The sequence below is a fragment of the Flavobacterium sp. FPG59 genome (assembly GCF_002150205.1).
GTDB lineage: Bacteria > Bacteroidota > Bacteroidia > Flavobacteriales > Flavobacteriaceae > Flavobacterium.
The window spans coordinates 1-25505 of record NZ_MTCA01000025.1 but is presented as its reverse complement, the minus strand read 5'-3'; the positions used below and the strand labels follow the sequence as shown (position 1 = coordinate 25505).

Annotated in this window: 24 protein-coding genes; 6 read left to right on the top strand and 18 right to left on the bottom strand. The window is 36.5% G+C overall.

Features of this window, described 5'->3' with window-relative positions:
* Positions 1–13: 13 nt before the first annotated feature.
* The 4 genes from FPG59_RS04425 to FPG59_RS04410 all read right to left on the bottom strand — a co-directional run bounded on the left by FPG59_RS04425 (position 14) and on the right by FPG59_RS04410 (position 3587).
* Positions 14–1228 carry a hypothetical protein gene (locus FPG59_RS04425; RefSeq protein WP_086453408.1) on the bottom strand — a complete coding sequence of 405 codons (1215 nt, stop codon included), beginning with the start codon at positions 1226–1228 and terminating at the stop codon, positions 14–16.
* Positions 1229–1257: 29 nt separating this feature from the next.
* Positions 1258–1848: a hypothetical protein gene (locus tag FPG59_RS04420; protein WP_086453407.1), complete on the bottom strand. Its 591-nt coding sequence runs from the start codon at positions 1846–1848 to the stop codon at positions 1258–1260.
* A 159-nt stretch (positions 1849–2007) separates the two neighbouring features.
* Positions 2008–3243, bottom strand: coding sequence for a GTP-binding protein (locus FPG59_RS04415; protein ID WP_086453406.1), 1236 nt, complete (start codon positions 3241–3243; stop codon positions 2008–2010).
* Entirely contained in the window at positions 3240–3587 is a 348-nt protein-coding gene (locus FPG59_RS04410) for a MerC family mercury resistance protein (RefSeq protein ID WP_086453405.1), read from the bottom strand. Before FPG59_RS04410 ends, FPG59_RS04415 begins: the two co-directional genes overlap by 4 nt.
* Before the next feature lie 88 nt (positions 3588–3675).
* Between FPG59_RS04410 and FPG59_RS04405 the strand changes: the two genes are divergently transcribed.
* The 4 genes from FPG59_RS04405 to FPG59_RS04390 all read left to right on the top strand — a co-directional run bounded on the left by FPG59_RS04405 (position 3676) and on the right by FPG59_RS04390 (position 6186).
* Positions 3676–4077, top strand: a complete 402-nt coding sequence (locus FPG59_RS04405) for a Fur family transcriptional regulator (protein WP_086453404.1) — start codon at positions 3676–3678, stop codon at positions 4075–4077.
* Positions 4078–4195: 118 nt separating this feature from the next.
* The gene (locus FPG59_RS04400; RefSeq protein ID WP_086453403.1) at positions 4196–4843 is read left to right on the top strand and encodes a metal-dependent transcriptional regulator; all 648 of its coding nucleotides are present in this window, start codon (positions 4196–4198) and stop codon (positions 4841–4843) included.
* 2 nt (positions 4844–4845) lie between these two features.
* Complete coding sequence (locus tag FPG59_RS04395; protein WP_086453402.1) at positions 4846–5664, top strand: ZIP family metal transporter; 819 nt, start codon at positions 4846–4848, stop codon at positions 5662–5664.
* Positions 5665–5769: 105 nt separating this feature from the next.
* The gene (locus tag FPG59_RS04390) at positions 5770–6186 is read left to right on the top strand and encodes a hypothetical protein (RefSeq protein WP_140344588.1); all 417 of its coding nucleotides are present in this window, start codon (positions 5770–5772) and stop codon (positions 6184–6186) included.
* 1 nt (position 6187) lies between these two features.
* On the opposite strand, the gene FPG59_RS04385 is transcribed toward FPG59_RS04390, so the two are convergent.
* The 5 genes from FPG59_RS04385 to FPG59_RS04365 all read right to left on the bottom strand — a co-directional run bounded on the left by FPG59_RS04385 (position 6188) and on the right by FPG59_RS04365 (position 11903).
* Positions 6188–6316 (bottom strand): FeoB-associated Cys-rich membrane protein, encoded by a 129-nt coding sequence (locus FPG59_RS04385; RefSeq protein ID WP_086453400.1) that lies wholly within the window; start codon positions 6314–6316, stop codon positions 6188–6190.
* 92 nt (positions 6317–6408) lie between these two features.
* Positions 6409–8637, bottom strand: coding sequence for a TonB-dependent receptor (locus tag FPG59_RS04380; RefSeq protein WP_086453399.1), 2229 nt, complete (start codon positions 8635–8637; stop codon positions 6409–6411).
* A 117-nt stretch (positions 8638–8754) separates the two neighbouring features.
* Positions 8755–10857, bottom strand: a complete 2103-nt coding sequence (gene feoB, locus FPG59_RS04375; protein WP_086453398.1) for a ferrous iron transport protein B — start codon at positions 10855–10857, stop codon at positions 8755–8757.
* Positions 10851–11093, bottom strand: a complete 243-nt coding sequence (locus tag FPG59_RS04370; protein ID WP_086453397.1) for a FeoA family protein — start codon at positions 11091–11093, stop codon at positions 10851–10853. Before FPG59_RS04370 ends, feoB begins: the two co-directional genes overlap by 7 nt.
* Positions 11094–11237: 144 nt before the next feature.
* Positions 11238–11903 (bottom strand): SCO family protein, encoded by a 666-nt coding sequence (locus tag FPG59_RS04365; protein ID WP_086453396.1) that lies wholly within the window; start codon positions 11901–11903, stop codon positions 11238–11240.
* A 228-nt stretch (positions 11904–12131) separates the two neighbouring features.
* Between FPG59_RS04365 and FPG59_RS04360 the strand changes: the two genes are divergently transcribed.
* The gene (locus tag FPG59_RS04360; RefSeq protein WP_086453395.1) at positions 12132–14195 is read left to right on the top strand and encodes a M13 family metallopeptidase; all 2064 of its coding nucleotides are present in this window, start codon (positions 12132–12134) and stop codon (positions 14193–14195) included.
* 317 nt (positions 14196–14512) lie between these two features.
* Here FPG59_RS04360 and FPG59_RS04355 read toward each other — a convergent pair whose 3' ends face one another.
* The 6 genes from FPG59_RS04355 to FPG59_RS04330 form a co-directional block, all read right to left on the bottom strand.
* Positions 14513–15289 (bottom strand): DUF3667 domain-containing protein, encoded by a 777-nt coding sequence (locus FPG59_RS04355; protein ID WP_176330693.1) that lies wholly within the window; start codon positions 15287–15289, stop codon positions 14513–14515.
* A 489-nt stretch (positions 15290–15778) separates the two neighbouring features.
* Complete coding sequence (locus tag FPG59_RS04350; protein ID WP_254906644.1) at positions 15779–16708, bottom strand: DMT family transporter; 930 nt, start codon at positions 16706–16708, stop codon at positions 15779–15781.
* Position 16709: 1 nt separating this feature from the next.
* Positions 16710–17513: an SDR family oxidoreductase gene (locus tag FPG59_RS04345; RefSeq protein WP_086453393.1), complete on the bottom strand. Its 804-nt coding sequence runs from the start codon at positions 17511–17513 to the stop codon at positions 16710–16712.
* A gap of 10 nt (positions 17514–17523) precedes the next feature.
* The gene (locus FPG59_RS04340) at positions 17524–19917 is read right to left on the bottom strand and encodes a M28 family peptidase (RefSeq protein ID WP_254906643.1); all 2394 of its coding nucleotides are present in this window, start codon (positions 19915–19917) and stop codon (positions 17524–17526) included.
* A gap of 31 nt (positions 19918–19948) precedes the next feature.
* Entirely contained in the window at positions 19949–20299 is a 351-nt protein-coding gene (locus FPG59_RS04335; RefSeq protein ID WP_086453392.1) for a hypothetical protein, read from the bottom strand.
* Positions 20296–21825: a bifunctional GNAT family N-acetyltransferase/carbon-nitrogen hydrolase family protein gene (locus FPG59_RS04330; RefSeq protein WP_086453391.1), complete on the bottom strand. Its 1530-nt coding sequence runs from the start codon at positions 21823–21825 to the stop codon at positions 20296–20298. Before FPG59_RS04330 ends, FPG59_RS04335 begins: the two co-directional genes overlap by 4 nt.
* 185 nt (positions 21826–22010) lie before the next feature.
* Here FPG59_RS04330 and FPG59_RS04325 point away from each other — a divergent pair, with 185 nt between their 5' ends.
* A complete protein-coding gene (locus FPG59_RS04325; RefSeq protein ID WP_086453410.1) occupies positions 22011–22334 on the top strand; it encodes a single-stranded DNA-binding protein in 324 nt (107 codons plus the stop codon).
* A gap of 118 nt (positions 22335–22452) precedes the next feature.
* Here the strand turns inward: FPG59_RS04325 and FPG59_RS04320 are convergent, their stop codons facing one another.
* The 3 genes from FPG59_RS04320 to FPG59_RS04310 form a co-directional block, all read right to left on the bottom strand.
* Entirely contained in the window at positions 22453–23352 is a 900-nt protein-coding gene (locus FPG59_RS04320; RefSeq protein WP_086453390.1) for a histone deacetylase, read from the bottom strand.
* A gap of 50 nt (positions 23353–23402) precedes the next feature.
* On the bottom strand, positions 23403–24032 hold the full coding sequence (locus FPG59_RS04315) for a chloramphenicol acetyltransferase (RefSeq protein ID WP_086453409.1): 630 nt from the start codon (positions 24030–24032) through the stop codon (positions 23403–23405).
* 140 nt (positions 24033–24172) lie between these two features.
* Positions 24173–25432, bottom strand: a complete 1260-nt coding sequence (locus tag FPG59_RS04310; RefSeq protein ID WP_086453389.1) for an OmpA family protein — start codon at positions 25430–25432, stop codon at positions 24173–24175.
* Positions 25433–25505 lie beyond the last annotated feature (73 nt).

Genomic DNA, 25505 nt, shown 5'->3' with positions numbered 1-25505 from the left:
TTTATAAACTTATTTAATGGTCGCCATTGTTTTCGAATCCCATTAAAGTGAGACGAAATGGTGTGTTTGATACTTTTATTTTCTTAATGTCATTATTATTTTTAATGTTGGCCATCCATAACTCGCCTGTTGCAGGTGCAGTGATATAAACAAATCGCTGTGTGAATTCCATTTGTGGTTTTTGCGTTGCTGTTTTTAAAGTTGGCGCAATGATATTTCTTTCAGTTGCAGCTACATTGAGTGTGTTTAAGTCGTATGAAATAAAATTTCCTGAATGCAATAAGATGCCAAGTTTACTATTGTCGTAGCTTACTTTACATTGCATGATATCGGTATTTTCAATTATTGGTTTAACTGTTTTAGCAATAACATCGATCAAGTACGCTCCTTTTGCAGCTGTATACCCGACAAATTTACCTTTGGTATTGGTTTCAAGTATTGTTCCAAACCATGCAGTTCCAAAACCTTCAGGATGTGGAATTAAACTTTGTTCTCCATTGTTTTTTACCACCAAAATCCCGCTTGCCGAACCAAAAACAGCTTGATCACCATCTGCTGCATTGCCATGGATTCCTTTGGTTGCAATAGTAGAGGCAAATAATTCTTTACCAGTTTTGTCAATTATTTTTACTCGCTCAGGAAGTGTTCCAGGAATAGAATTGTCTTTTTCAGTAATAGCATATGTGCCATTCGCAAAAACAGCCATAGCACCATGATGCGCTCTTAATCCGGTGGTAATGGTTTTCATTGTAGCACCATTTTTGTGGATTTCCGACTCTAAACCTACTGTTAATGTACCATCACCATCATTGAATGTTAGGATTTCACCAAAATTACTTTTAAAGTGTGTTGGTTTAGATGAAATACCTGTTAAAGCACCAAATTTTGGCGTTCCTTTTATGTCAACATGATCACCATGAAACTCTAGTCCAGTATCGAAAGTTTCTGTTAAATTGTTTTCGCGGTGAATGATGCCTGCAAAACGGCCAGAAGCACTCGTGTACAAAGCTGATTTAGGGTGTTTTGCTTCAAATGAAATGCTGTTGCCTTGCAGTGGATTTACCAAGGTCAGTGCTGTGGTGGTTTCATCTGAAATTAAAACGCGTAGGTGTTTGAATTCAGCTGTGCTTTCGTCAACTACCGTATCGTTGTTGTCGTCATTCGAGCAGGATTGTGTGACTAGAGCAAGGGTTGCAAACGTTGCTAAATAGGCTAAAGATTTTTTCATTATTGTTTTTTATTTAGTTTTAAAAATTACTATTCTACTGTGATTGGAAAATCAACTTCAATATCTGTTGCGCCACCGGCATTGGTAATGTCGCCAAGAGCTACATTTGAGGCATTTTTATTCGGTCCGTGTCGTAAGCTGGCTCTCAAAGTGCCACTTGCCGCAGTGGTAGTTGTAAATGTAAACTCGAGCCCTAGTGGCTTGCCATTTTTATCAAAATTGCTTGGATTTTTAGAATAGGTAAAGGGTTGCAATGTACCTGTTGTTTGAAAAAACATTTGGTGCTCTGTAGCTTCAGCTATTATCTCAGGCGTAATATCTATTGCAGGTATAGCTAGATCGTCTCTAAATGTTATGCTGCCATTGTAGGTTTTAGATCGCTCAAAAGGACTGCTAATACTAATTTGTGGTGCATTAGCTCCTTCGCCATCAAGGTCTTTGTACTCAAGCACAATGGTTTTTCCAGCAGTGGTTGGTACAAATTGTAACCGAACAGTTGTGATGAACTCTCCTTCATTCGCTGGTGCAACCACATCGTCAGTATTGGAGCAGGAGTTAAGTACTAAGGCCGAAAAAACGAGGGCAAAAAATTTGAAAAAGTGCTGCTTTCGATTGTTCATGAAGTAAGGTGTTTAATTTTTCATTTCATTAATGCAATTGTGTTGCAAATATATTTATTATTTTTAATAACGCAACAATGTTGCAATAAATATTTTGTAAACAGTTTTTTTAAGTGAAATGGTGAACAAAAGCCCTCCTTTTTTCAAGAAATAATATTGCTAAGTCATAGTTGCATAAGTTGCTGTAGGCGTTGTTGTTCTTGCCAATGGAAAGGAATCTGCAGCTAAAAAAGTGCCTTGCTTTAGGGATTGTATTTCTTCATCAGTACAAATACAGTTTTGCAAGAGGGTATGTAGCGCCTCTTTGTCCATTTCAATTCCAATAAAAACGAGTTCATTGAGTCGATCGCCAAACGTTGCTGTCCATCGTTCTTCGATTACACCTTGAAATTCTACAAAATTTCCGAAGGTCAATCTTTCGCCAAGAGGCATACTTGCCCACCATACTCCAGCTTCTTCGGCCTTTCTGGATCCACCTGCTTGACTCCAATTAATGGCTTGGTCTGCTCGTGATGCAATCCAAAAAAGCCCCTTACTTCTGATAACAGATTGGGGAAATTGTTCCAAAAGAAAATCCCACAATCGGTCTGGATGAAATGGCTTCTCTTCTCTAAAAACGAAAGAATTGATGCCGTATGCTTCTGTTTCTGGGGTATGAAATCCTTCTAGTTCACGAATCCAGCCTGCAGATGTCTCAGCTTCTTCATAATTAAACAATTGGGTGTTTAAAATTGCGTTTAAAGGAACTCGTCCGAACTGGGACTCTATCAATGTAGCGCCTGCATTTAGTTTACGCAAGGTTGCTTTTAGAGTTTTGAGCTCTTTGTCGTTTACCAAATCTGTTTTGTTTAGAATGATAACATTTGCAAATTCTATCTGGTCTACTAGTAGATTCACGATGGTTCTGTTATCATTTTCAATATCAGATAAATTCTGTGCTTTTAGGGTTTGGTCAGAACCAAAATCTTTAAAGAAATTGAAGGCATCCACCACGGTAACCATCGTATCTATGTAGCTGAAATGAGATAAATCAATATTTTCTTCCTCGTTGATAAATGAAAAAGTTTGAGCTACTGGAATGGGTTCGCTAATACCTGAACTTTCTATCAATAGGTAATCAAAGCGATCTTCCCTAGCTAGTTTTTCCACTTCGATCATGAGGTCCTCTCGTAAGGTGCAACAAATACAACCATTACTCATCTCGACCAATCGTTCCTCTGTACGGGATAAGGTATTTTCGGCTTTGACCAAATTGGCGTCAATATTAACTTCGCTCATATCGTTTACGATTACAGCAACTTTTAAGCCCTCTTTATTATGAAGAATGTGATTCAACAAGGTTGTTTTTCCGGCTCCGAGAAAACCAGATAATACAGTTACGGGTAATTTTTTCATGTGTGTTTTTGGTTTATAAAATTGAGTAAGTGTGCCGCTATGATTCCTGAAGCACCTATGTAAATAAGTGTGGAGTCGATATTAAAAATGATTTCCAGTAAAATACTTAGGAATAGAAGGGTGAGCGAGCTGGTTAAAAGGACTGCAACAATCGTCTTCCCGTCGCGCAGTGCGGGTATGGCTGCGCAAAGACCAATGCAGGCAAATAGTAAATCAAAATAGGGATTGTGATTGACCATTACTGGAAACATACTCAGTATAGGCAATGCTAAACAATGGACTAAACACAAAATAGCGCTAGTTACACCCAAAAAATCTGGAGCTAAGGCTGTTAATTTTTTCATTTTCTTGTATCTTTGATTAATGCAATAAAGTTGCAAATGTATGGTTTTTATCTAAATGCAACAATGTTGCATTAATATATTTTAAAATATGAAAGCAAGCCGCAATACCACAGCAAAAACAACCATTTTAGAGATCATTAAAAACGCATCCGTGGCTTTATCACATACTGAAATTCAGGCGTTAAGTCAAAACGTATGCGATCGGGTTACTATTTACCGCGTTTTGGATCGTTTGGTATCCGAGGATGTGATTCATAAAATTGTAAATCATGACGGTACCATAAAGTATGCAAGTTGCCATCATGAGCATGAGCACGATCATAATGTGAAACACTCTCATACGCACAATCACATACATTTCAGTTGTATTAAATGTTTAGCAGTGACTTGCCTTGATGAGGTGAAGCCCGTATTTAGTCTTCCTGATAATTATTTGGTACACGATTTTAATTTTACCTTATCAGGTCTTTGCCCAATGTGTTCTTTATAGTTTAGACTTGTCTAAAAATTTTTTATATTAACTTTTTTGTGTAAGTTTGTCAATACCTAGGTTTTGCACTTTTATGCGGTTGAGCAAAAAAGTTGTTGCCATGCCTTAATTTTTTGTTATGACTTTATCCGAAGAGAATTATTTAAAAACGATTTACCATCTTTCTGCTATTGACAATGCAGCAGTGAGTACAAATGCTATTGCTGAAAAGATGGATACCAAAGCATCATCTGTCACTGATATGCTAAAGAAATTAGCCGAAAAGAACTGCATCAATTACATCAAATACCAAGGAGTTTCACTTACTGATACAGGAAAGTTAGCAGCCAAAATGATTGTTCGAAAGCATCGTTTGTGGGAAACATTTCTAGTAGAAAAACTCGATTTTGCTTGGGATGAGGTACATGAATTAGCAGAGCAATTAGAGCATATCAAATCCGAAAAACTCATTAATAAGTTGGATGATTTTTTAGGTAATCCTACCGAAGATCCCCATGGTGACCCAATTCCTGATGCTCAGGGTCGTATTTTTAAAATAGAAAAACAACTGCTTTCTGAATGCGAGAAAGGTAGAGTCGGAATTTGTGTGGGTGTAAAAGATACTTCGTCTGATTTTTTAAAATACCTCGACAAACAAGAAATTGCTTTGGGTTCTCAAGTGGAAATTATAGAAAAAGAAAGTTTCGATGCTTCTTTGCGCATTCGTGTGGGCGCGAACGAAATTACCGTATCTCAAAAAATTGCTAGTAACATTTATATTCAATAATTATGTTTCAATCGTTAGTTGATTATTTTACCAGTATTGATCCTATTTTGGCTGCGCTCTATGCCAGTTTATTTACGTGGTTTTTAACTGCACTAGGTGCTTCGTTTGTTTTTTTATTCAAAACCATGAACCGAACCGTCCTTGATGGTATGCTTGGTTTTACAGGTGGTGTAATGGTGGCAGCGAGTTTTTGGAGTTTATTGGCGCCAGCTATCGAAATGACAGGCGGAGAAGGTTTTGCAAAGGTAATTCCTGCTGCTTTTGGTTTTTCGCTTGGTGCGCTTTTCATTTTTGGAATAGACAAAGTATTACCTCATTTACACATTAATTTTAAAGTTTCCGAAGGGGTAAAGTCGCCGTGGCAACGTACTACATTATTGGTATCTGCAATTACGCTGCACAATATTCCCGAAGGTTTGGCGGTTGGTGTTTTGTTTGGTGGTGTTGCTGCCGGAATTCCTGAGGCTTCGATAGGTGCAGCTTTGACACTTGCAATTGGTATTGGGATTCAAAATTTCCCCGAAGGAATTGCTGTTGCTATGCCGTTACGCAGAATGGGTATGAGCCGCTGGAAGAGTTTTTTCTACGGACAATCATCTGCTTTAGTAGAGCCTGTTGCTGCTGTTTTAGGTGCTTTTGCGGTTACTTTTTTCACCCCTATTTTACCTTATGCTTTGGCTTTTGCTGCAGGCGCAATGATTTTTGTGGTGGTTGAAGAGGTAATTCCAGAAACCCAACAAGATAAAAACACTGATATTGCCACTTTAGGCTTCATTGGAGGTTTTATAGTTATGATGGTGCTGGATGTGGCGCTAGGTTAGAAAATTAAGGGTCAATTGCCTTTTTGAATCTTAATTCTCTTAATGGTTTAAAAAATGAGCTAAATGTTATCTACATTTACAAAGGAACCAAATTCATAAATACAGATGAAAAAGTCAATTCTATTCCTTTTTATAATGATTAGCAGTTTAGTTTTGGCTCAAAGCCAAAAGCCTGCTAAAGTAAAAGTAATTACTGTCAAGCAAAAAGTATGTCGCAGTCAAAAAGGCTTTCAATTTGTTTTAAAAGCGATCGAAAGTGACTCGCGTTGCCCTAAAGGAACTACTTGTATTTGGGCAGGTGAGGTAAGTGCTGTTCTGCAAGTCTTTGATGGACAGAAACAAGTTGAAGAAACAACTTTGGTTTTTAACGAAAAAAATAAGGAAGCTAATAAAAAATGGTTCGCTAAATATTTGCCAGTTGAAAAGCAAAAAATTGAAAGCCTGCGAGTAACGCCATATCCCGTTGAAGGTTCTTCAATCAAACCTGCGGGTTATGTCATAGAAATAGGCTACATCAAATAGTTTAATTGCAGCCACAGTCAGAACTTCCACAATTTTTATCTTTTGCTTTCTTTTTGAAAAAGAATTTTTTGATTAAAAAAGCGACTGCAACGATTAAGGTAGCAAATGCTAATACTTCTTGAATATCCATATTGTAAAGATAAGAAAAAGCAACCTGTAGAGGTTGCTTTCTTGTTTGTAATCACTTTCTAATTAAAGAGTGTGTATTATTGTTGTTTGTAGTTAAAAACGAGCTCCTAAAGATACAAAGAATGTTCTTCCTTCACCTGGTAAAATACCTGGTCCAGGATATCCACCTGCTCTACGGGTAGCGTAATCTTTGTTCAATAAGTTGTTAATTCCAGAACGAACATTGTAGCGTTTTAAGAACTTGTATTCAGCTGATAAATCCAATACTTCATAACCGTTTAGTAATCCTGTTACACCATTTGCTGAAGGTGCAACTGTGTTGTTAGCATCTGTAAATACTTTACCTGAAGTTTTGTATTGCAAAGTAGACGAAAAGTGATCAGTACTATAGCTTAAACCTACATTGTGAATGTAACGTGGCGCGTTTTCAACACGATTACCTTTCAAGTTAGTGGTTGTAATCACTGATCCTGATGCAGTAAATATTTCAAAATCAGTATAACGAGAATCAATAAAACTAGTCGTTACAAATAAATCAACGTTTCCGAATTCTTTTTCAACCCCAAAATATTTAGTGATGTTTACGTTTACAAAGCCTTCAATTCCTTTGTTTACGGTTTCTCCTAAGTTGGTTCTGAATAAGAACGTACCTTGAGTTGGGTTATCATTATTTATAAATTGTCTTACGCCGCCAATACGGTTGTTGTAGCTCAAGTAGAACACACTAAAATCGAAGTTCAAAAATCCTTTCACAACACCGCGGTATCCCAAATCAGCATTGTATCCTGAGGCATCTTTTAAGTTTGGGTCTATCACATCAGTTACAGCTGGCGGTGTAATATCTGAGAATAAAACAGGTCTAAAAGCTTGTGTGATATTTCCATATAAGTTCGTTGCGCCGAATTTATATTCCATTCCTAATCCAAACAAAGGTTTGTTTCTAACCATTTGTTTGCTTTCAAACGGAACATCATTTCCAGAAGTGATTCCAAAACGACCTTCTCCATCAGCGGTGATGTGCTCAAAACGAACTCCAGGAACAACACTCCATTTATCGGTCACCTTAAATTGATTTTCGGCAAAAAAAGCAATGTTTTGAGTTTTAAATTGCAAGTCTCTTGGATATTTTGCTGAAGTACTTAAGTCGAAATCAGATCCTGCGGTACCTGCTCCTTCTTGTTGTCTTTGAGTTTGTGCTTGGTACGCTCGTACACCAAATGCCAAAGTGTTTTTGTTTTTGCCTAGGGTGTACGTATAAGTGTTTCTGTTTTCAATTCCGAAATTTTTGTAAAAATCGCGGTCAACTCTTCTATTGCCGTTAGTGTCAGGATTGTTTGGTGTTGCTGTATTTCCAACACTATTTCTTTCACCAATTAAACCAAAAAGTTTAGTATTCGATTTTATAGAAGAAGATAGTTGCGTGTCTAGATTTAACGCAAACAAATTCCAAGGAGTTCCAAACCAGTTTCTTTCTCTAAAAGATTGTCTTGAGTTTTCAGCAAATTGCGCATCTGTCAAACCACCTGCTTGTTGCATTTGGTAATCCATATTAGTATATTCTGCTGATAATTTGGTTTTATCTGTAAAAGCATATTCTAAAAATAAGTGAGAGTTACGTACTTTATACTGGCTGTTTTGTCTCCATCCATCGGCACTACGTGAGTGGTTGTAGGCGTAATATGAAAACTTATTTATTTTACCACCAATTGCGTTGTAACTGCTCATCAAGTTATAGCTTCCGGCTGTGTTTTGAGTTTCAAAGCTGAATTTTTTGTTTTGTTCGCGTTTTAAAACGTAGTTCACCATTCCGCCAAACTGAGGGCCAAATTGTAATGAAGCACCACCACGAACTAGTTCAATGTTTTCTACTGCTTCTAACGGTGGGTTGTAATACGCTTCTGGGTATCCAAATACATCTGATGAGATATCGTAACCATTTTGTCTGGTGTTTAATTCCCAGCTGCGGTTAGGGCTTAAACCACGAACTCCAATGTTAATTTGAATTCCAGATCCTTCATTTTCCCAAACAGTTACACCTGGAACACGTGAGAAAACTTCACGCGCATTGTTGGTAGTTAAGTTAGAGGTAAATGCAGATAATTTTAAAACTTCGTTCTTTTTTCCTGAAAAAAGTACGGTTCCTTTTACTTCTGGTTGTCTTTCTGGGCTTTGTTTAAATGGGGTAACGGTTACTTCTTGTAAATCAATTATTAAAGAGTTAGCTCTTGCAATACTGTCTTTTTGTGCTTGTGTAAGTTCTTTTTCTTGAGCAAAAGCAAATACCGAGGTAAGTATTGCAGCTGTTACTAAACTGTTTCTCATTTTTATTTAGATTAATTCTATGCTGCAAAGATAAAACGAGAAACTTATTTAGACAAATTAAAAATAATAAAATTTACGATTTAACGATTGTTCAGTTAGTAAAGGGATATTTTTGAATTATTTCAAGATTTGAAAAGCAATCAAGGCAACGGCATAAGCAAAGGCCGACATGAATAAAAGCTGACCTGCAGGCCATTTCCATGAGTTAGTTTCCTTTTTTGTTACAGCCAAGGTACTAGCGCATTGCATAGCAAAAGCGTAAAACAAAAGCAACGAAATTCCAGAGGCAAAATTAAATACTTTTTGGCCCGTAGCAGGATTGATTTCGGCTGCCATTTTGTTTTTTATAGTCACTTCGTTCTCACTACCGCCAACGCTGTAAATGGTTGCAAGCGTTCCTACAAATACTTCTCGGGCCGCAAACGAACTGATGATAGCAATACCAATTTTCCAGTCGTAACCTAATGGAGAGATAACAGGTTCAATGGTTTTACCCATAATACCAATATAGGAATTTTCTAATTTTTGTGAGGCAACTGCATTTTCAAAATCAGTAGGCGATAATGGTTTGTTGATGGTGTTTTGAGTAACAATTTCTTCCGCTTTGTTGAATTTTTCTCCAGGTCCGTAAGATGCCAAAAACCAAAGCACGATTGAAATAGCCAATATAATTTTACCAGCGCCAAATATAAAAGCTTTTGTTTTTTCGATTACATTGATACCTACATTTTTAAACAAAGGCAATTTGTAATTCGGCATTTCAACTACAAAATACGTTTTACTTTGTATTTTCAGAATTTTATTCAAGATATAAGCCGAGAAAATAGCCATCCCAAATCCCAACAAATACAACAACATCAAGGTCATTCCTTGCATGTTTAAAAATCCGAACAAGCGTTCGTCAGGAATTACTAAGGCAATAATAATCGCGTAAACAGGTAGTCTAGCCGAACAAGTGGTGAATGGTGTTACCAAAATAGTAATTAATCGCTCTTTCCAATTTTCGATATTACGTGTAGCCATAATTGCTGGAATAGCACAGGCAGTTCCTGAAATAAGCGGCACTACACTTTTACCTGAAAGTCCAAATTTGCGCATGATTTTATCCATCAAAAACACTACACGACTCATGTAGCCGCTTTCTTCAAGGATGGAAATAAACATAAACAAGAAGGCAATTTGAGGTATAAAAATTAAAATTCCTCCAATACCAGGAATAATTCCTTGCGAAATTAAGTCAGTTAAAACACCGGCTGGCAACTGCTCTGCCGCGAGCGAACTCAATGAGGCAAAAGAGGTATCTATGAAATCCATCGGAATTTTTGACCATTCAAAAATAGATTGAAAGATGACAAACAAAATCAAAAAGAAAATCGCATAACCCCAAACTTTGTGTGTAAGCACGCGATCAAGCTGGCTGCGGTAATCTTTGGCTACGCTGCTATCTACTTTTAAACCTACCTTCAACACATCGTTAATAAATTGATAGCGTTTGATAGTTTCCTTTTGCTGTAAGCGTTTTAAATCAGAATGTGATTTGGTAAATGAGCTGCGAATTTCATTTCTATCCAAGTTCAAAAAGTTCACATCTTGCGTAATTACCAACCATAATTTGTATAAAAGCTGATTGGGAAATGCTTTGCGTAAACTATTGAAATAATCCGGATCGATAACCGAAGCATTTAAGCATGGTTCGCTCGAAATGGTTTTGAAACTTACAATTAGCTGCTTCAATTCTTCAATTCCATAGCCTTTACGTGAACTGATTAATGCAATCTTGGTGTTTAGATGTTTCTCTAGATAAGGAATGTCAAGTGAAATTCCTTTGAACTTCATACGATCAGCCATGTTAATGACAAGAATCGTCGGAATTTCAAGATCTTTTATCTGGGTAAAAAGTAACAAGTTACGTTTTAAATTTTCCACATCGGTAACTACAAGCGCTACGTCAGGATACAATTTATCATTTTTATTGAGTAGCAATTCAATAACCACATTTTCATCAATAGAACTGGCATTCAAGCTGTATGTTCCAGGTAAATCGAGAATGTTGGCTTTGATATTGTTGGATAATTTGCAAAAACCAATCTTTTTTTCAACGGTAATTCCGGGATAATTCCCTACTTGTTGATTCAATCCTGTAAGCTGATTAAAAACTGAAGTTTTACCCACATTAGGGTTGCCAATTAAGGCTACATTGATGTTTTGTTTGCTTACCATAGGTCGGTTTTTAATAGGTCAACTGCAATTTCTTTAGCGGTTTCAATTCTAATAGCCACATGCGAACCATTGATATTTAAAAACAAAGGATCACCAAAAGGGGCAACTTGTAACAGTTCGACCATGTTGCCAGGCAAGCAACCCATTTCCAGTAATTTTAATGGAACGGTATCAATATCAAAGTCTTTGATTATGGCTTTTTCGCCTTTTTTGAGAGAATGTATCGTTGTTTGCAAACCTTATTTAGATTGAATTAAGATTGCAAAAATACACATTTTATAGCAAACACAATTCATTGAGATAACAATTATTAAATTATACAAATGCCGATAAAATCGTTGCTCTAAACAGGTTGTGTGCGTATTTGTAAGTGTGTTAAGCTATTCTTCTGTTAAAAAACGGATATCTTCAATTAAGCGTTTTATGTCTTCTTTATTGGTACCGTCATAAAAACCACGAACTCGTCTTTTAGTATCTACCAAAACAAAATTTTCGGTGTGAACCATATCATACAATTCGCTTGGTTTGCCTAATTTTACAGCTAAGTACGATTTTCTAGCCATGGCATAAATTTCTTTTTTATCGCCGGTAACTAAATTCCATTTGGCATCGATTACATTGTGTTTTTTGGCGTAAGCCTTAAGCACAGGAACGCTATCCGTTTCAGGAAATACGGTATGTGAGAGTAATTTAACTTTAGGATTTGTGGCAAAAGCTTTTTGAACTTCTTCTAGATTCACTGACATTTTCGGACAAATTGAACCGCAGGTAGTAAAAAAGAAATCGGCTACATAAATTTTTCCTTCATAATCTTTTTGAGTAATCGTGTCGCCGTTTTGGTTCACAAACGAAAAATCAGCAATAGTATGGTATTTACTTTTGTATTGGACTGTGCTGTCTACTAGTTCTGGATTAACATCAGCTGGATTGTAAATAGGTAGTGATTTTGCAGGCTTTAATGCCGAGTAGAAAAGGGATAAAATAATGACCGAAAGCAAACCGAAAATTCCTAGAAACAAACGGTATTTTTTTAAGATTTCTAACATAGTTCTATTTTGGTGCAAAAATACACAAATGCAAATTGTTTTGTATTGTAATTAACAGAGTTTTATTTTTAGTTTAAACTTGTTCTTAGACTAAAAAAAGAGGTTTAGAGTTTAAACCTTTTTCAAATTTTTGTGTCAAACCAAAATGTTTTGTGATAATCTGAGGAAACTTTAATTGTCAGTAAATTTATTAATAGCTTTGTTTACTTAACTAAAAAACTAATTAAAATGAAAAAAACCAACAATAAGCAATTGCTTTTTGTGATTCCTGCAATGATGGCTTTTGCAGTGGGTCAAGCCCAAAGTAATCCTGCGGCTAAGGAGCCAGGGATTAATGTGAATTACATGGACAAAAAAGTGAAGCCAAGTAACGATTTCTTCCGTTACGTAAACGGAACTTGGTTAGACAACACTGCCATTCCAGCTGATAGAACCCGTTGGGGAAGTTTTGATGAATTGCGTCAAAGAACAGATGCGGATGCGTTAGCTATTTTAAAAGAAGCAGCCACGAACCCAACTTACAAATCAAATACCGATCAAGGTAAAGCGATTAATTTGTACAAGTCTATTTTGGACACCGTTGGTCGTAACAAAATGGGGATTGCGCCATTGAAACCTTTCCTTAAAAAAATTGATGCGGTTAAAAATGCTAAAGATCTTGAAGCATTATTAATCGAAATGGAACCAATTGGTGGTATTGGGTTTATGGGAGCAGGTGTAGGTACTGATGCTAAAAATAGCAGCCGAAATGTAATTAATGTAGGCCCTGGTGGAGTAGGTTTGCCAGACAGAGATTATTATGTTTCTGAAGATGCCGACTCTAAAGAAAAACGTGCAAAATACGTGCTTCACGTTGCTAAAATGTTGCAATTTCTCGGCGATAAGCCAGCCGTAGCTCAGGCAAATGCGGAGAAAATTTTAGCGCTTGAAATCGCAATGTCTAAACCAAGATTAGACAGAGTAGAGCGCAGAGACCGTCGTAAGTCATACAATCCAATGACTTTAGCAGAGTTGAGTAAATTAACGCCATCAATCAACTGGAATAATTATTTTACAAAAATTGGTTTGGCAAAAGTTGATACCGTAATTGTATCACAACCTAAATACATGGTAGCGCTTGAAACGATGTTGAAAGAAAACAAAGTTGACGATTGGAAAGCTTACATGCGTTGGAGTTTATTAAACAGAGCTTCAAGCCAACTATCTACCGATATTGAAAACGCCAACTTTGAGTTTTACGGAAAAACCTTAACGGGTGCGGTAAGCCAAAGACCACGTGATGAAAGAGCACTTCAAACAATCAATGGAACGGTTGGTGAAGCTTTAGGAAAATTATACGTAGAGAAAAAATTTCCGGCTGAGGCCAAAGCCAAAGCAGAAAAAATGATCAAAAACATTTTCAGTGCTTTCGAAAACAGAATCAATAACTTGTCTTGGATGTCAGCTGAAACTAAAGTAAGCGCCTTGGCTAAATTGAACAAATCCCGAATCAAAATTGGATATCCTGACAAGTGGAAAGACTATTCTGCTTTAACAATCAAGAGTCCAGAAGAAGGAGGAAGCTTTTTTTCAAATGCTTTGAGCATGGCTAAATGGCGTTTTCAAGAAAACATTGCTGAGTTGAACAAACCAGTAGATAAAGAGCGTTGGGGCATGTCACCACAAACCGTAAATGCATATTACAATCCATCAAATAATGAGATTGTTTTCCCAGCAGCTATCTTACAACCACCGTTTTACAACTACCAAGCTGATGAGGCTGTGAATTATGGCGGAATTGGTGGCGTTATCGGTCACGAAATTTCACATGGTTTTGACGATTCAGGATCGCGTTACAACGCTGACGGAAACTTAGTTGACTGGTGGACTGCAGATGATTTAAAACAATTCTCAGCTTTAACAGGAGCTTTGGCTGCACAGTATAGCGCATTAGAGCCATTGCCAGGAACTTTTGTAGATGGTAAATTTACACTAGGTGAAAACATAGGTGATTTAGGTGGTGTAAATGCAGCTTATGATGGTTTACAATTGTACTTGAAAGAAAACGGAAATCCAGGCTTGATTGATGGATACACTCCTGAGCAGCGTTTCTTTATTTCTTGGTCAACGATCTGGCGTTCAAAAATGCGTGATGAGGCTTTGAAAAACCAAGTAAAAACTGATCCGCACTCTCCAGGAATGTACCGTGCGTATGTGCCTTTGCAAAACATCGATACTTTTTATCAAGCTTTTGATATCAAAGAAAATGATGGTATGTACATTGCACCTGAAAAGCGTGTAAGAATCTGGTAAGACAGTATCTTATAAATGCAAAACCCATTCGTTTAGGCGAATGGGTTTTTTTATGGCCTCAAGTCAAATTTTAATGATTTGAAAGGTGTTTTTTAGGAGTAGCACTTTTTTGCTCCGTACACTACTTGTCCCGCTGTACGCTATATTCCCGATAAATAAAAACTACGGCAAAAAAGCCTTGTTTTTCTAAATCGGGAGATGCCGCTTCCATCGGGGCTACGATAGTTCGTTTTGTTTTCATTACAAAATCAGCAACTGGGATTTGTAAAGACCTAACAGGTTTCTAAAACGCGTTAGGTCTCAACTTAGGCTTAAGATCAAAACGTATACAGATGAATCAAAAATTCGAACACATTATTGGTCTTGGTTTGTTCAAAAATATTTGTTCCAAACAGTAACAGGTAGATCGTAACGTAGTTGATGATGTGAAAACAATTTACTACCAAGAAACTAAGCAAGTAATCGGTCCATTTTTTATTGGTAAACACCACAAGTACATGCCAAAACAAGAAGGCATAGCCTATAAACAATACATACAATTCGATAGTAGCTTTGTGTAATATAAAAGGGAAATACAAAGGCGATACAATAAGGTCTATGGTAAACAGCAAGGCATTAAAATAGATCCAAAAAACCACATTTTTAGCAAAATTAAACTGCTTTCGAAACAGTAACCAAGTTACTAAAACGGCACACGGAATGGTAAACAATGACCTAAATTTGGTTGCTTCAAATACGGTTTTACCAAATTCATTATAGCCGTAAGGATTGTTGGCCATATGTACCGCATCTTCATAATCGTATATTTTATAACCAATAAGAAGTAGTAATGTAGCGGTGATTAAAAAAAAGGTTACTGGACTAAAATAAGTTTTACGTTGACCAGCAAAATAACCGTGGTACACTTTTTTAGGATGCAGAAATAAATCTTTCACCAATTTTAAAATCCCTTTGTCGGTATGGGTAATGGAGTGCCAAAATTCATGAATTAAATCATGCATGTTCAATTCGCTTACGCTTGATTTTTGTCCGCAATACGAACAAAATTGCCCTTCAAAGGTACGGTCGCAGTTTTTACATAAATTGTGCTGCATAAAAGGTTTTTTTGGTTGGTTTGGTATTGTAACTATACAAATGTAAGATAAATAACGGTTAAAAAACCAATGCCGCATCTCGACTGCTCTCGATGTAACAAAAACTTAAAGAAGAATATGTTGTTAGTTCGAGCGCAGTAGGAACCATAACTACATCTGGCTTTTACTCAATGTGGCGACTAAAACTTCTTTTCAACTAATTGCAAACACCTAACAGGTTTCAAAAACCTGTTAGGTGTCTCCGTTTACGTACCAAAGGACTTCCTTCGTTTGATTTTGTATTGTGTGCTGGCAAGATGATCGGGTTTAGTTACCTACTGAAAACCGATACGATCTTTCTAGCCCTGATGGCAGCGGAAATCCTCTTGTGCCAGTCCCGAAACTTCGGGATGGCACAGGAGATTGTAGCGTACAGCAGGACAAAACGACTGGATAAGATGCTCGCCTGCTCCTAAAATCAAGAATTAGTGTTGTAAATTTTTGGTGGTTTTATTCTTTTGCGCGTGCTTTTCGCAAGGAGTAATTTACTAAATACAACCCAAATAAAGTTACGCTACCACCTATGGCAATGGCTGCATTTAGAGTTTCCCCAAAGATTATAGCGCCAAGCAATACGGCAATAATTGGGTTAATGTACGAGTAAACACTACTGATAGATGCCGGTAAATGTTGCAGCGCATAAATAAAGGCAATAAAAGTAAGAACCGATCCAAAAATAACCAAATACGCAATAGACCACCATGAAATTGCTGGTATCTCATGCAATGGGACCGATATTCCTGCGGCACCTGTATAAGCAAACACTAAAATGCTAGACAAAAACATTTGGATTCCTAAACTAAAGTACGGATTGAAACTAGCTGCTTTCTGCTTGGTATATAAGGTTCCAAAAGCCCATGTTAAAGTAGAAATGATGGAGATTATGATACCAAATTTAAAATCGGGAATTAAAAAATCTGCTAAGTGATCATAAAAAATGACGCATACGCCACTAAAACTAATTATTAAACCTAGAATAGAAAACTTAGACAAGCGCTCTCCTTGAAAGAAAGAGATAATGACAATCCATAACGGGACACACGCCCCAATAATGGCACCAAGACCACTGCTGATGTACTTCACGCCCCATGTACTTAATGCATTGCTCAAAACAAAGTTTAAAAAGCTCAGGATGATGATGGTTTTCCATTGTTTTCCCTTGGGCCATGGCGTTTTTTTGAACAAGAAATAAGAAATATAAAGGAATCCTCCTAAAAACTGCCTAATGGCTACGAGCTGCAGGGCGGGCATGTGTTTTACGCCTTCTTTTGAGGCGATCCAGGTGGTTCCCCAAAAAAAACTGACCCAACATAAGGCCAAAATGGGCAATCCAATAGCGTTTACTCTTGACGAAAAAGCGTTCTTAATTTTAGTTTTCACATTATAAATTTGGTTGTGCAAAAGTATACTTTAAAACCGATTCGGTTTTAGTACTTGAAATAGTTTTTCCAGAAATTAGACCTTGTTGTTCAAATTTTGGCAAAGCCAAATCATAGTCTACCGCTTTTTGAGTGTAATATTCCTTTCTGCTAGGATGATATGGTGTAACTGCATTAAAGGTTTCGTCCCAAACCTGTTGTGACAAAATTGCGTTGATAATTCCTATGCAATCCTCTTGATGAATTAAGTTTATGGGAGCATCTGGGTTTTCTAAATTTTCTCTGCCCGCTAGGAATTTTATGGGATGACGATCGGCGCCAATGAGGCCTCCAAAACGAACTATTGTAGTTTTAAAATCAATATAGCTTTGTAAAAGTTGTTCGGTTGCCAGCAATTGCTTGCCACTTTCTGTATCTGGCTGAGGAATTGTTTCTTCAGTAACCAGTGTTTTTTGGTCCCCGTAAACCGAAGTAGAACTAATAAAAAGAACGTTTTTTATAGCAGCTTTTTCAATATAAGGAATTAGATTTCTAATTTTGGAAACAAAATTTTCAGTTTCAGCTCCTCTAAGCTTAGGAGGAATATCTAGTATTAAAGTAGAACAATCTTGCAGTAAACCAGTAATGTTACCAGATATAGAATGCTCATGGAGCGATATTAAAAAAGGATTTATTCCAGCATCTGCCAGAATTTGTAATTTCTCTGCAGATGTTGTTGATCCATTTATCTCATAGTTTTTTTTCAATAAGGCTTTCGCCAAAGGTAAACCGAGCCAGCCGCAACCTAAAATGCTAATTTTTGTCATGATTTTGTGCTTACTTTATTGTTAAGCTGTCTTGTACGGATTGTTTTTTGTATCGGCTGTAGCCAATAGGTATTTTGAGTTTCACTGGCGGAATTACAACAACAGGACTAGGTTTTATTTTTTGTCTGATGACAACTGCGTCATTTAAAACAAAGGGTGTAGGCATCATCCAGTTCTCTCTTTTTGCTAGTTGAAATACCGGGTTTGTGGTTAAATCAAAAGAGCTTTCTAGCAATTCCATATCAAATTTATTTCCAGATTCTATCTCAAATTGCAGTACTAGCGGAGCATTGTTTACTACATAATAGCTAACAATTTTTTTGCCTTTTCGTTCGTAATTTCCTTTTTTGTGATCTACTGCTGTTGTTCCGTTAGCTATAAAGTTCTTGATTTTCATACCTTCATTGGCAAACACATCGTAGCGGTTTACATTTCTATTTGGAGCTATTTGGATTTTTAAATACCTTTTGGCACCAATAGTTCTATCATAAATAAAAGTAACTGTAGGTGGAGCAATTTTTTTTACGGGCGCAGTAGTCGTGTAGGTGAAACCGGAGTTGTATTTACTAAACAAAGGAAGTTCATTAAGTGTTGAAGCTATTTCCGGATTATTGCCCAAATACGTTTTGGTCCACGAGTCAAGATTACTGTCATACGTGGCCCATTTTGCCGTCTTTTTATCAGAATCATATACATAGAGCAAACTGTTTGATTTGGCTTTGCCAAATTCATAACCAGAATCATAATGTGCTTTGGCAAAAAAACCAACAGATACCATCAGAAATACTGCAGACCAAATTCCTTTTTTGGCGTAAGTCCCAAAAACAAAATAAAGAATACCTACCGCTAATACAGTTAACACTGCACTGCCAAAAAGTACTTTTAATCCCAATCCCACTGGAAACATTTGGATAAAAGGAGTAATGATCAATAAAGCTGGAATACTCAATAGTAAGTTGACTGTTTTATTAGATTTTTGAGTAAGAACAAATATCCCAAAAACGAGGAGTCCAAAACAAACAGGAACTATTAAAAATCCTGCACCTGGTAAGTACACCGCTAGTAAACCATTGATAATAATCCATAGCGTAAGTGGTGCTACATAATGACTTATGGTGATCTTAGTACTTGAAAACCGTGCATAAAACGCCATGGTTATAGCCATTGATAGGCAAACAAATGCAGCAATGTATTCATGACCGTTATAGGTAAACCCGTTAAGCAAATCGTTGTATTGAGGATAAAGTATTAGGAGAAGTTTCCAACCTAAAAAGGTAACAAGTCCTGCTGTAAGCAGCGATCCAAAAAGAGGAATAAATCCTTTGCTAATATCTTGAAATGTTAATAGATGTTTAGCTCTTCCTATGAATATAAAAAATACCAGCATTACAAAGCAGCCAATGACCACTGGAATAGTCCAGCTAAATGGGTAATAAACAAAAGTGTAAGGCAAACTAAAATAAACAAAATCCTCTTGAGATACTGGTTTGTTTAAATTTGTATTGGAAAAATGTTTTAGCAAAGGCATCAAATACGTACCTTGATGGGCAAGCGTGTTTATATCAAGATGGGCAGTATCATCTTGAGTGGTGTGGTAATTGTAATGATCGTCTATAAAGGCAAAATTGTACCCTTGTATGTTTCCTTGTTCTCTAAACACAGTCAAATCAGTATCGTTAGGTAGCATTTTATAAATGCTGTACATCAAAGAGTTTGATACTGGAAATGTGGTTTTGGCCTCGGCAAATTCTTTTACTAATGAAGCATTGCCAGCATTAGTCTCCATGAGCATATAACTTGGTCCTGATGTACCTCTTGCTTCAAAGTTTAAAACGACTCCTATATCTTTGGCCCATTTGTGCTGGTTTACAAAAAGTGCAGCGCCGTTAAGCCCTAATTCTTCACCATCAGAAAACATGATGATGATGTCATTTTTATGAGGTGTTTTGGTATACAAAAAAGCTCTAATTCCTTCAATAATAGTTGCTACTCCTGATCCGGCATCACTAGCGCCTGGTGAGTAAGAATGTGGTGCACTATCATAATGAGAAAGGAGTAAGAGTGCTTTAGAACTTGAAGATCCCTTTATACGTGCTAAAACATTTTTAGAATATACAAGATTTCCCCAATCACTTAGTGTATAACCCTCTTGAATGGTGGTTTCTAGACCTAAACTTTCTAGTTCTTGTTGTAAATAGCTAGCTACTATTTCATGGTTTTTGGATCCAACATAATGGGGTTTTTGTGCTATTGCTTTTACTTGCTCAAAAGCCCGTGTTGCAGAAAAATCTACTAGTGATGTGTCCTTGTCTGAAGTAAATTGCGGCATCATGGTGTAATATAGTGCCGCTAATACAACAAGAATAAAAGCACTCATGTAAATTGAAGAAAAATCTTTTTTCATTTTTGGTTAATAGATTTTGGGGTTGTGGTATTTAGATATCTTTTTTAACGAGCATATAATAATCATTTTCTAAAACCATGTAGCCTTGGTCATAGAGGAAATAGTAGGTGTTTCCTGTTTTAGTTTGAAGTATATTGGTAAAATATTCAAAATCAAACCCTTTGCTTACTAGTTTTGCACGGGTAGTTTTTGATTTTCCTTCGGTATTTAATTCAGATAAAATGCGATAGTTCTTGCGCAACCTGTTGTTGATGTTGCGCATGTAATTGGTGCTATCCTTGTTTATTTTATTATTGTAAGCATTGCGACAACCATCACTACAAAATTTCTTGTCCTCGCGTCCCACAATTTTTTCTCCGCATTCTAAACAGGTTTTATTCATGGATTTATTTTTTTGATGTCGTATAAGTCAGTTCTACGGTCTTTAAGGATGCGAACACTGCCGTGCTCATGCAATTCTTTTAGCAAATCTAAGTCTACATCTACAATAAGGGTCATTTCGGTATTTGGTGTTGCTTCGGCTTTGATTCCATTACTAGGAAAAGCAAAGTCTGAAGGCGTAAAAACGGCCGATTGTGCGTATTGAATATCCATATTGTTCACTTTAGGCAAATTCCCTACACAACCAGCAATGGCAACATAACATTCGTTTTCTATGGCTCGTGCCTGTGCGCAATGCTTCACGCGTGTGTAAGCGTTTTGTGTATCGGTTAAGAAAGGAACAAATAAGATGTTCATACCTTCATCAGCCATCAAGCGGGAGAGCTCTGGAAATTCCACATCATAGCAAATCATGATTCCTATTTTGCCACAATCTGTATCAAAAGTCTTGATGGTAGAGCCACCCGTCATTCCCCAATGTTGTACTTCATTAGGTGTAACGTGGATTTTGGCATACATTTCAGAGGTTCCGTCTCTTTTACACAAGAAACCAACATTGTATAGAGTGCCATTGTCCAGGTACGGCATACTACCCGTAATGATATTGATGTTGTATGAAATGGCTAATTCTTGAAATCGTTTGTGAATGGGATCTGTATGTTTGGCTAGTTCTCTTATGGCTTCGGCCTCAGATAAATGATTGTAATCGGCCATTAAAGGAGCCGTAAAAAGTTCTGGAAATAGCGCAAAATCACTACCGTAACCGGATACAACATCTACAAAAAACTCACATTGTTCAAATAAGGCTTCAAGATTATTCAATTGGCGCATTTGCCATTGTACAAGTCCTAAACGGATAACGCTTTTTGCAAGGTTGATTAGCTTAGGGCTTTCGTCATAATAAATGTTGTTCCACTCCAGTAAAACAGCAAATTCTTTGCTATCTGTATCGCCTTCGAGATAATTTTTCATGACTCGGATTACGTGAAAATCATTGCTTAATTGAAAAGAAAGTACTGAATCGTGCATTTCTTTTCTTTTCACTTTATCAATATAATCTTTTGGGCTTAGTGTGTCGGCGTGTTTGCCGTAATTAGGTATTCGCCCTGCAAAAACAATAGCTTTTAGGTTCAATTGTTCGCACAGCTCTTTTCTGGCGTCATAAAGTCTTCTTCCCAGTCTCAGACCTCTGTAATTGGGGTGAATAAAAACGTCTATTCCGTATAAAATATCGCCTTTTTGATTGTGGGTAGAAAAGGTATATTTTCCGGTAATGTCTGAGTAGTTATGATTTTTATCGACTAAATTTTCATCAACGATAAGGGACAATGCAGAGCCAACAACTTTACCATCTACTAAAATCACGAGCTGACCTTCTGGGAAAATACTCAATAATTTCTCAATGTGATGTTCTCGCCAGTAAGAACCCGTCATTTCTGGATAGGACTCTACCATAGATTTTTTAAGTTCTTTGTAGTCGTCAAATTTCAGATTTCGTAATTCTACTTTGTTAATTTTGGCTTGCATAATAAATTGATTTACAACAAATATAGCTTTTTTTTTAACATTTACAAACGGTTACAAATAGTTACAACCGAAAGTAAATAGTTAGCAACCGATTCTTGTTTTGAAACTGTCGCATCTTTGCCCTGTTGATTCGAATGAACGTTTTGACAAATAAACATAAACACCAATTATTAAATTTACACGCCATGAAAAACAGAGTACAATTAATCGGAAGAGTAGGTCAAGATCCAGAAGTTAAAACACTTGAAGGAGGAAAAAAATTAGCTACCGTGAGCATCGCTACAAATGATGTGTATTATAAAGAAAACGGAGACAAAGTAGAACAAACAGAGTGGCACCGAGTTACTGCTTGGGGAAAAACAGCTGAGATTATTGAAAAATATGTAACAAAGGGAAGAGAAATAGGCGTAGAGGCTAAGTTATCTCATAGAACTTACGAGGATAAAAACGGTGAAAAGCGCTATATTACCGAAATAGTAGCAAGTGAAGTATTACTTCTAGGGAAATAGTATTCCTAACTTTTTAAAAAGCACGGATCACTTAAGTGAGGTCCGTGCTTTTTTTTTTCTTTAAAGTGAAATAATAAAGACAGAATATGGCTTAGAGATTTTACAATTTTTAATAGCTTCAAAAAATATCTTTTGCCACGCGATACGTATTGGCATGGGCTTCAATAATGGTTTTTATATCGGGAGAGTAGCCGCCACCCATTGAAACTTGTACTGGAATTTGGTATTTGGAACACAATTCAAAAACCAATTCATCTCGTTTTTTACAACCATCAAGGGTACAGCCTAATTTTCCTAGTTTATCTGTGGCCAAAATATCGACACCCGCCAAATAAAATATGAAATCAGGTTTTTGCGTTTCTATCAATTGCGGAATTACAGTTGCTAGGGTTTGCAAGAACTCAGCATCGGTTGTTCCATCGTCAAATGCAATGTCTAAATCTGACGTTTCTTTCTTGAACGGATAATTTGTCTTGCCATGTGTAGAAAATGTAAATACTTTTGAATTGTTTTGAAAAATCTCAGCAGTTCCGTTACCCTGATGTACATCTAAATCAATGATTAAAATCTTTTTGGCGAGTTTAGTGTCCAATAAAAATTGTGTTGCAATGGCTTGGTCGTTTAATAAACAAAATGCTTCGCCATGATCTGTGTAAGCGTGGTGCGTGCCTCCTGCAATATTGAATGAGACTTTCGTGTCAATTGATTTTTGTGCTCCAAAAATAGTTCCTTGTGCAATGATGAGTTCGCGTTCTACAAGTTCTTTTGAAAGTGGAAAGCCAATTTTACGTACTGCTTTTGCATCTAATGTAAGATCTAATAAATCTGTGACATATTCTTTTTGATGAATAGCTAAAACCGGAGCTAAATCGCAAGTTTCGGGTTTATAAAAGTCAGTTGGCAAAGCGGTTCCTTCATGCAACAATTGTTGCGGAAGCAGTTCGTATTTAAGCATGGGAAACCGATGTCCTTCTGGTAACGGATGCTGGTAAATAGGATGAAATGCTATTGGGAACATGTCGGAAAATGACTTTTAGTTAAATGTATTAAACTCAAACGATGCTTAGCTTACTGGTTCATCAATTCTTGAAAGTAATCCACAAATTGGCCTAGGTGTAAGCCGTCGATTAATCCGTGGTGAACGTGTATGGACATGGGCATGGTTTTTTTTCCACTGCTATCAATTGTCATTTTTCCAAAAGAGATTTTTGGACAACTGTCAGGAAAACTAAAACTTCTTGCATGTGATAAAGAAGTAAAATCCAACCAAGGAATCGCCGAGAAATGGATGACATTATCATCATTAAAAGTTCGGGTAAAAAGTCCTGTGGTGGTTTGTATACGTTCAGTTTCTGTGGCGGTATTGGTTTCAAAAACAGTATAATCTGGGTCGAATTCAATCAAAGAAAAGCCAAAAGTCCCGTCTTCTCTTCCTATCGTTGCTGATGCATTGATGTGATTGTGTATTACAACGGTTTCCCCGTCAATGCGATATCTAAAAGGTTCTATGGCATTTACTGCCAAAAGTGTTTTGTGAAGGTAGTAGCTAAAAAAGGAAGTGTTTAGCGTTTTAGCTTTGGCGTAAGCCAGTGAACAATGAATTTGTACAGTTGCTCCAAAAAAAGGCTCTTCAAATTGTTTAAAGAATTGAAAATGTTCTTTACGCGACCAATTATCGATATCTAATAGTTGTTTCAAAGGGGATGGAATTAATTTTTTTTCAAAAGTATTGCTAATTTTTAATTCAGCCATGCACTTCTAATTTCTTTGATTGTTAAATATAAAAAAAGCCCTAAAAGAATTTCCTTTAGGGCTTTTAAGCAATTATAAGTGGAGAATTATTTTACTCTGAAAGTAACTCTTCTTACTAATTTTCTAGCTGCATCTGAATCTTTTGCTACTGAAGCATCTTCACCAGCTGCAACAACGTTCAATCTTGAAGCATCAACATTAGCTTTAACTAAAACGTCTTTTACGCTGTTAGCTCTTGCTGTAGATAATTTATCATTGTACTCAGATCTTCCTAACTCGTCAGCATGACCAATAATGTCAACTGATGCAGATGGGTTGTTTCTTAAGTAAGTCAAGATAAAATCAATTCCTTCAGTAGAAACGTTTGTAGGAGTAGATTTATTATAATCAAAATAAGTACTTACGTAACCTTCGTTGATTAAGTTTTTAATTAATGTACTGTTGTTTACGATAGCTGATTTATCAGTGTTGTTTCCGTAAGTTTTCAATAAATAGCTTTCTAATTCGTCAGGAACATTGTTGTTGTTCAAGTCAATAGATTTACCTTTAGTATCAACCATTACACCACCAATAGTGTTAGGCTCTTGATCTAAATAATCAGCAACACCATCTTTATCTGTATCTAACATAGAAGTTTCGATATCAGCAATTTTTTGCTTTAATTTGTCAATTTCGCTGTTGTTATCAAGTACCCAGTCAGCATGTTTTTCATTTTTACCTAAGTAAACTGTTAAACCTACAGTACCGTTGAACATCAATCCAGAGAATCCTCTTGCGTTTGAAGTTGAAGAAGAAGCATCAAAAGTTGCATCTTGTGCAGCATTAAGGATCGTTGTGAAATCACCTGTAAGCGCAATTCTGTTAGATAATTTAATTTGACCTGTAACACCTGCCATAAAATTACCCATTCTGTCTTTTAAAGCAGAATTTTGATCTTCTAATTGAGCTAAACCAAAACCAGCATGACCTAATAAACCAATTGTATTAGTCCAAGTTTCAAAGCTCATAATTCTACCTAAGTTTGCTACTGCTTGAAGGTTTGCTCTGTAATATTTTGTGTCAAAATTAGCAGAGTTACTTTTTCCTTCAAAACTGTTGTATCCAAAATCAGCTTTCAAACCAAATTTATTGTTAAACATGTAACGTACACCTAGATCTGCAACATAAGGGCTTGGAGTTGAAGTAAAGTAACCTGATCCTAATGGTCTTTGTGGTTTGTTAACACCACCAGCTAATTCAATAGACCATTTGTTGTAATCTGTACTTTTTACTTCTTTAGTTTCAGTTTGAGCATTTACAGAAGAAACTGCACCTGCAAAAACTAATGCAAACATTAAATTTTTCATTATTTTATGATTTTTAAATTCTTTGCAAATTTACAACATATATTTAAATGAGAAATTTCAATCAGTTAATTAT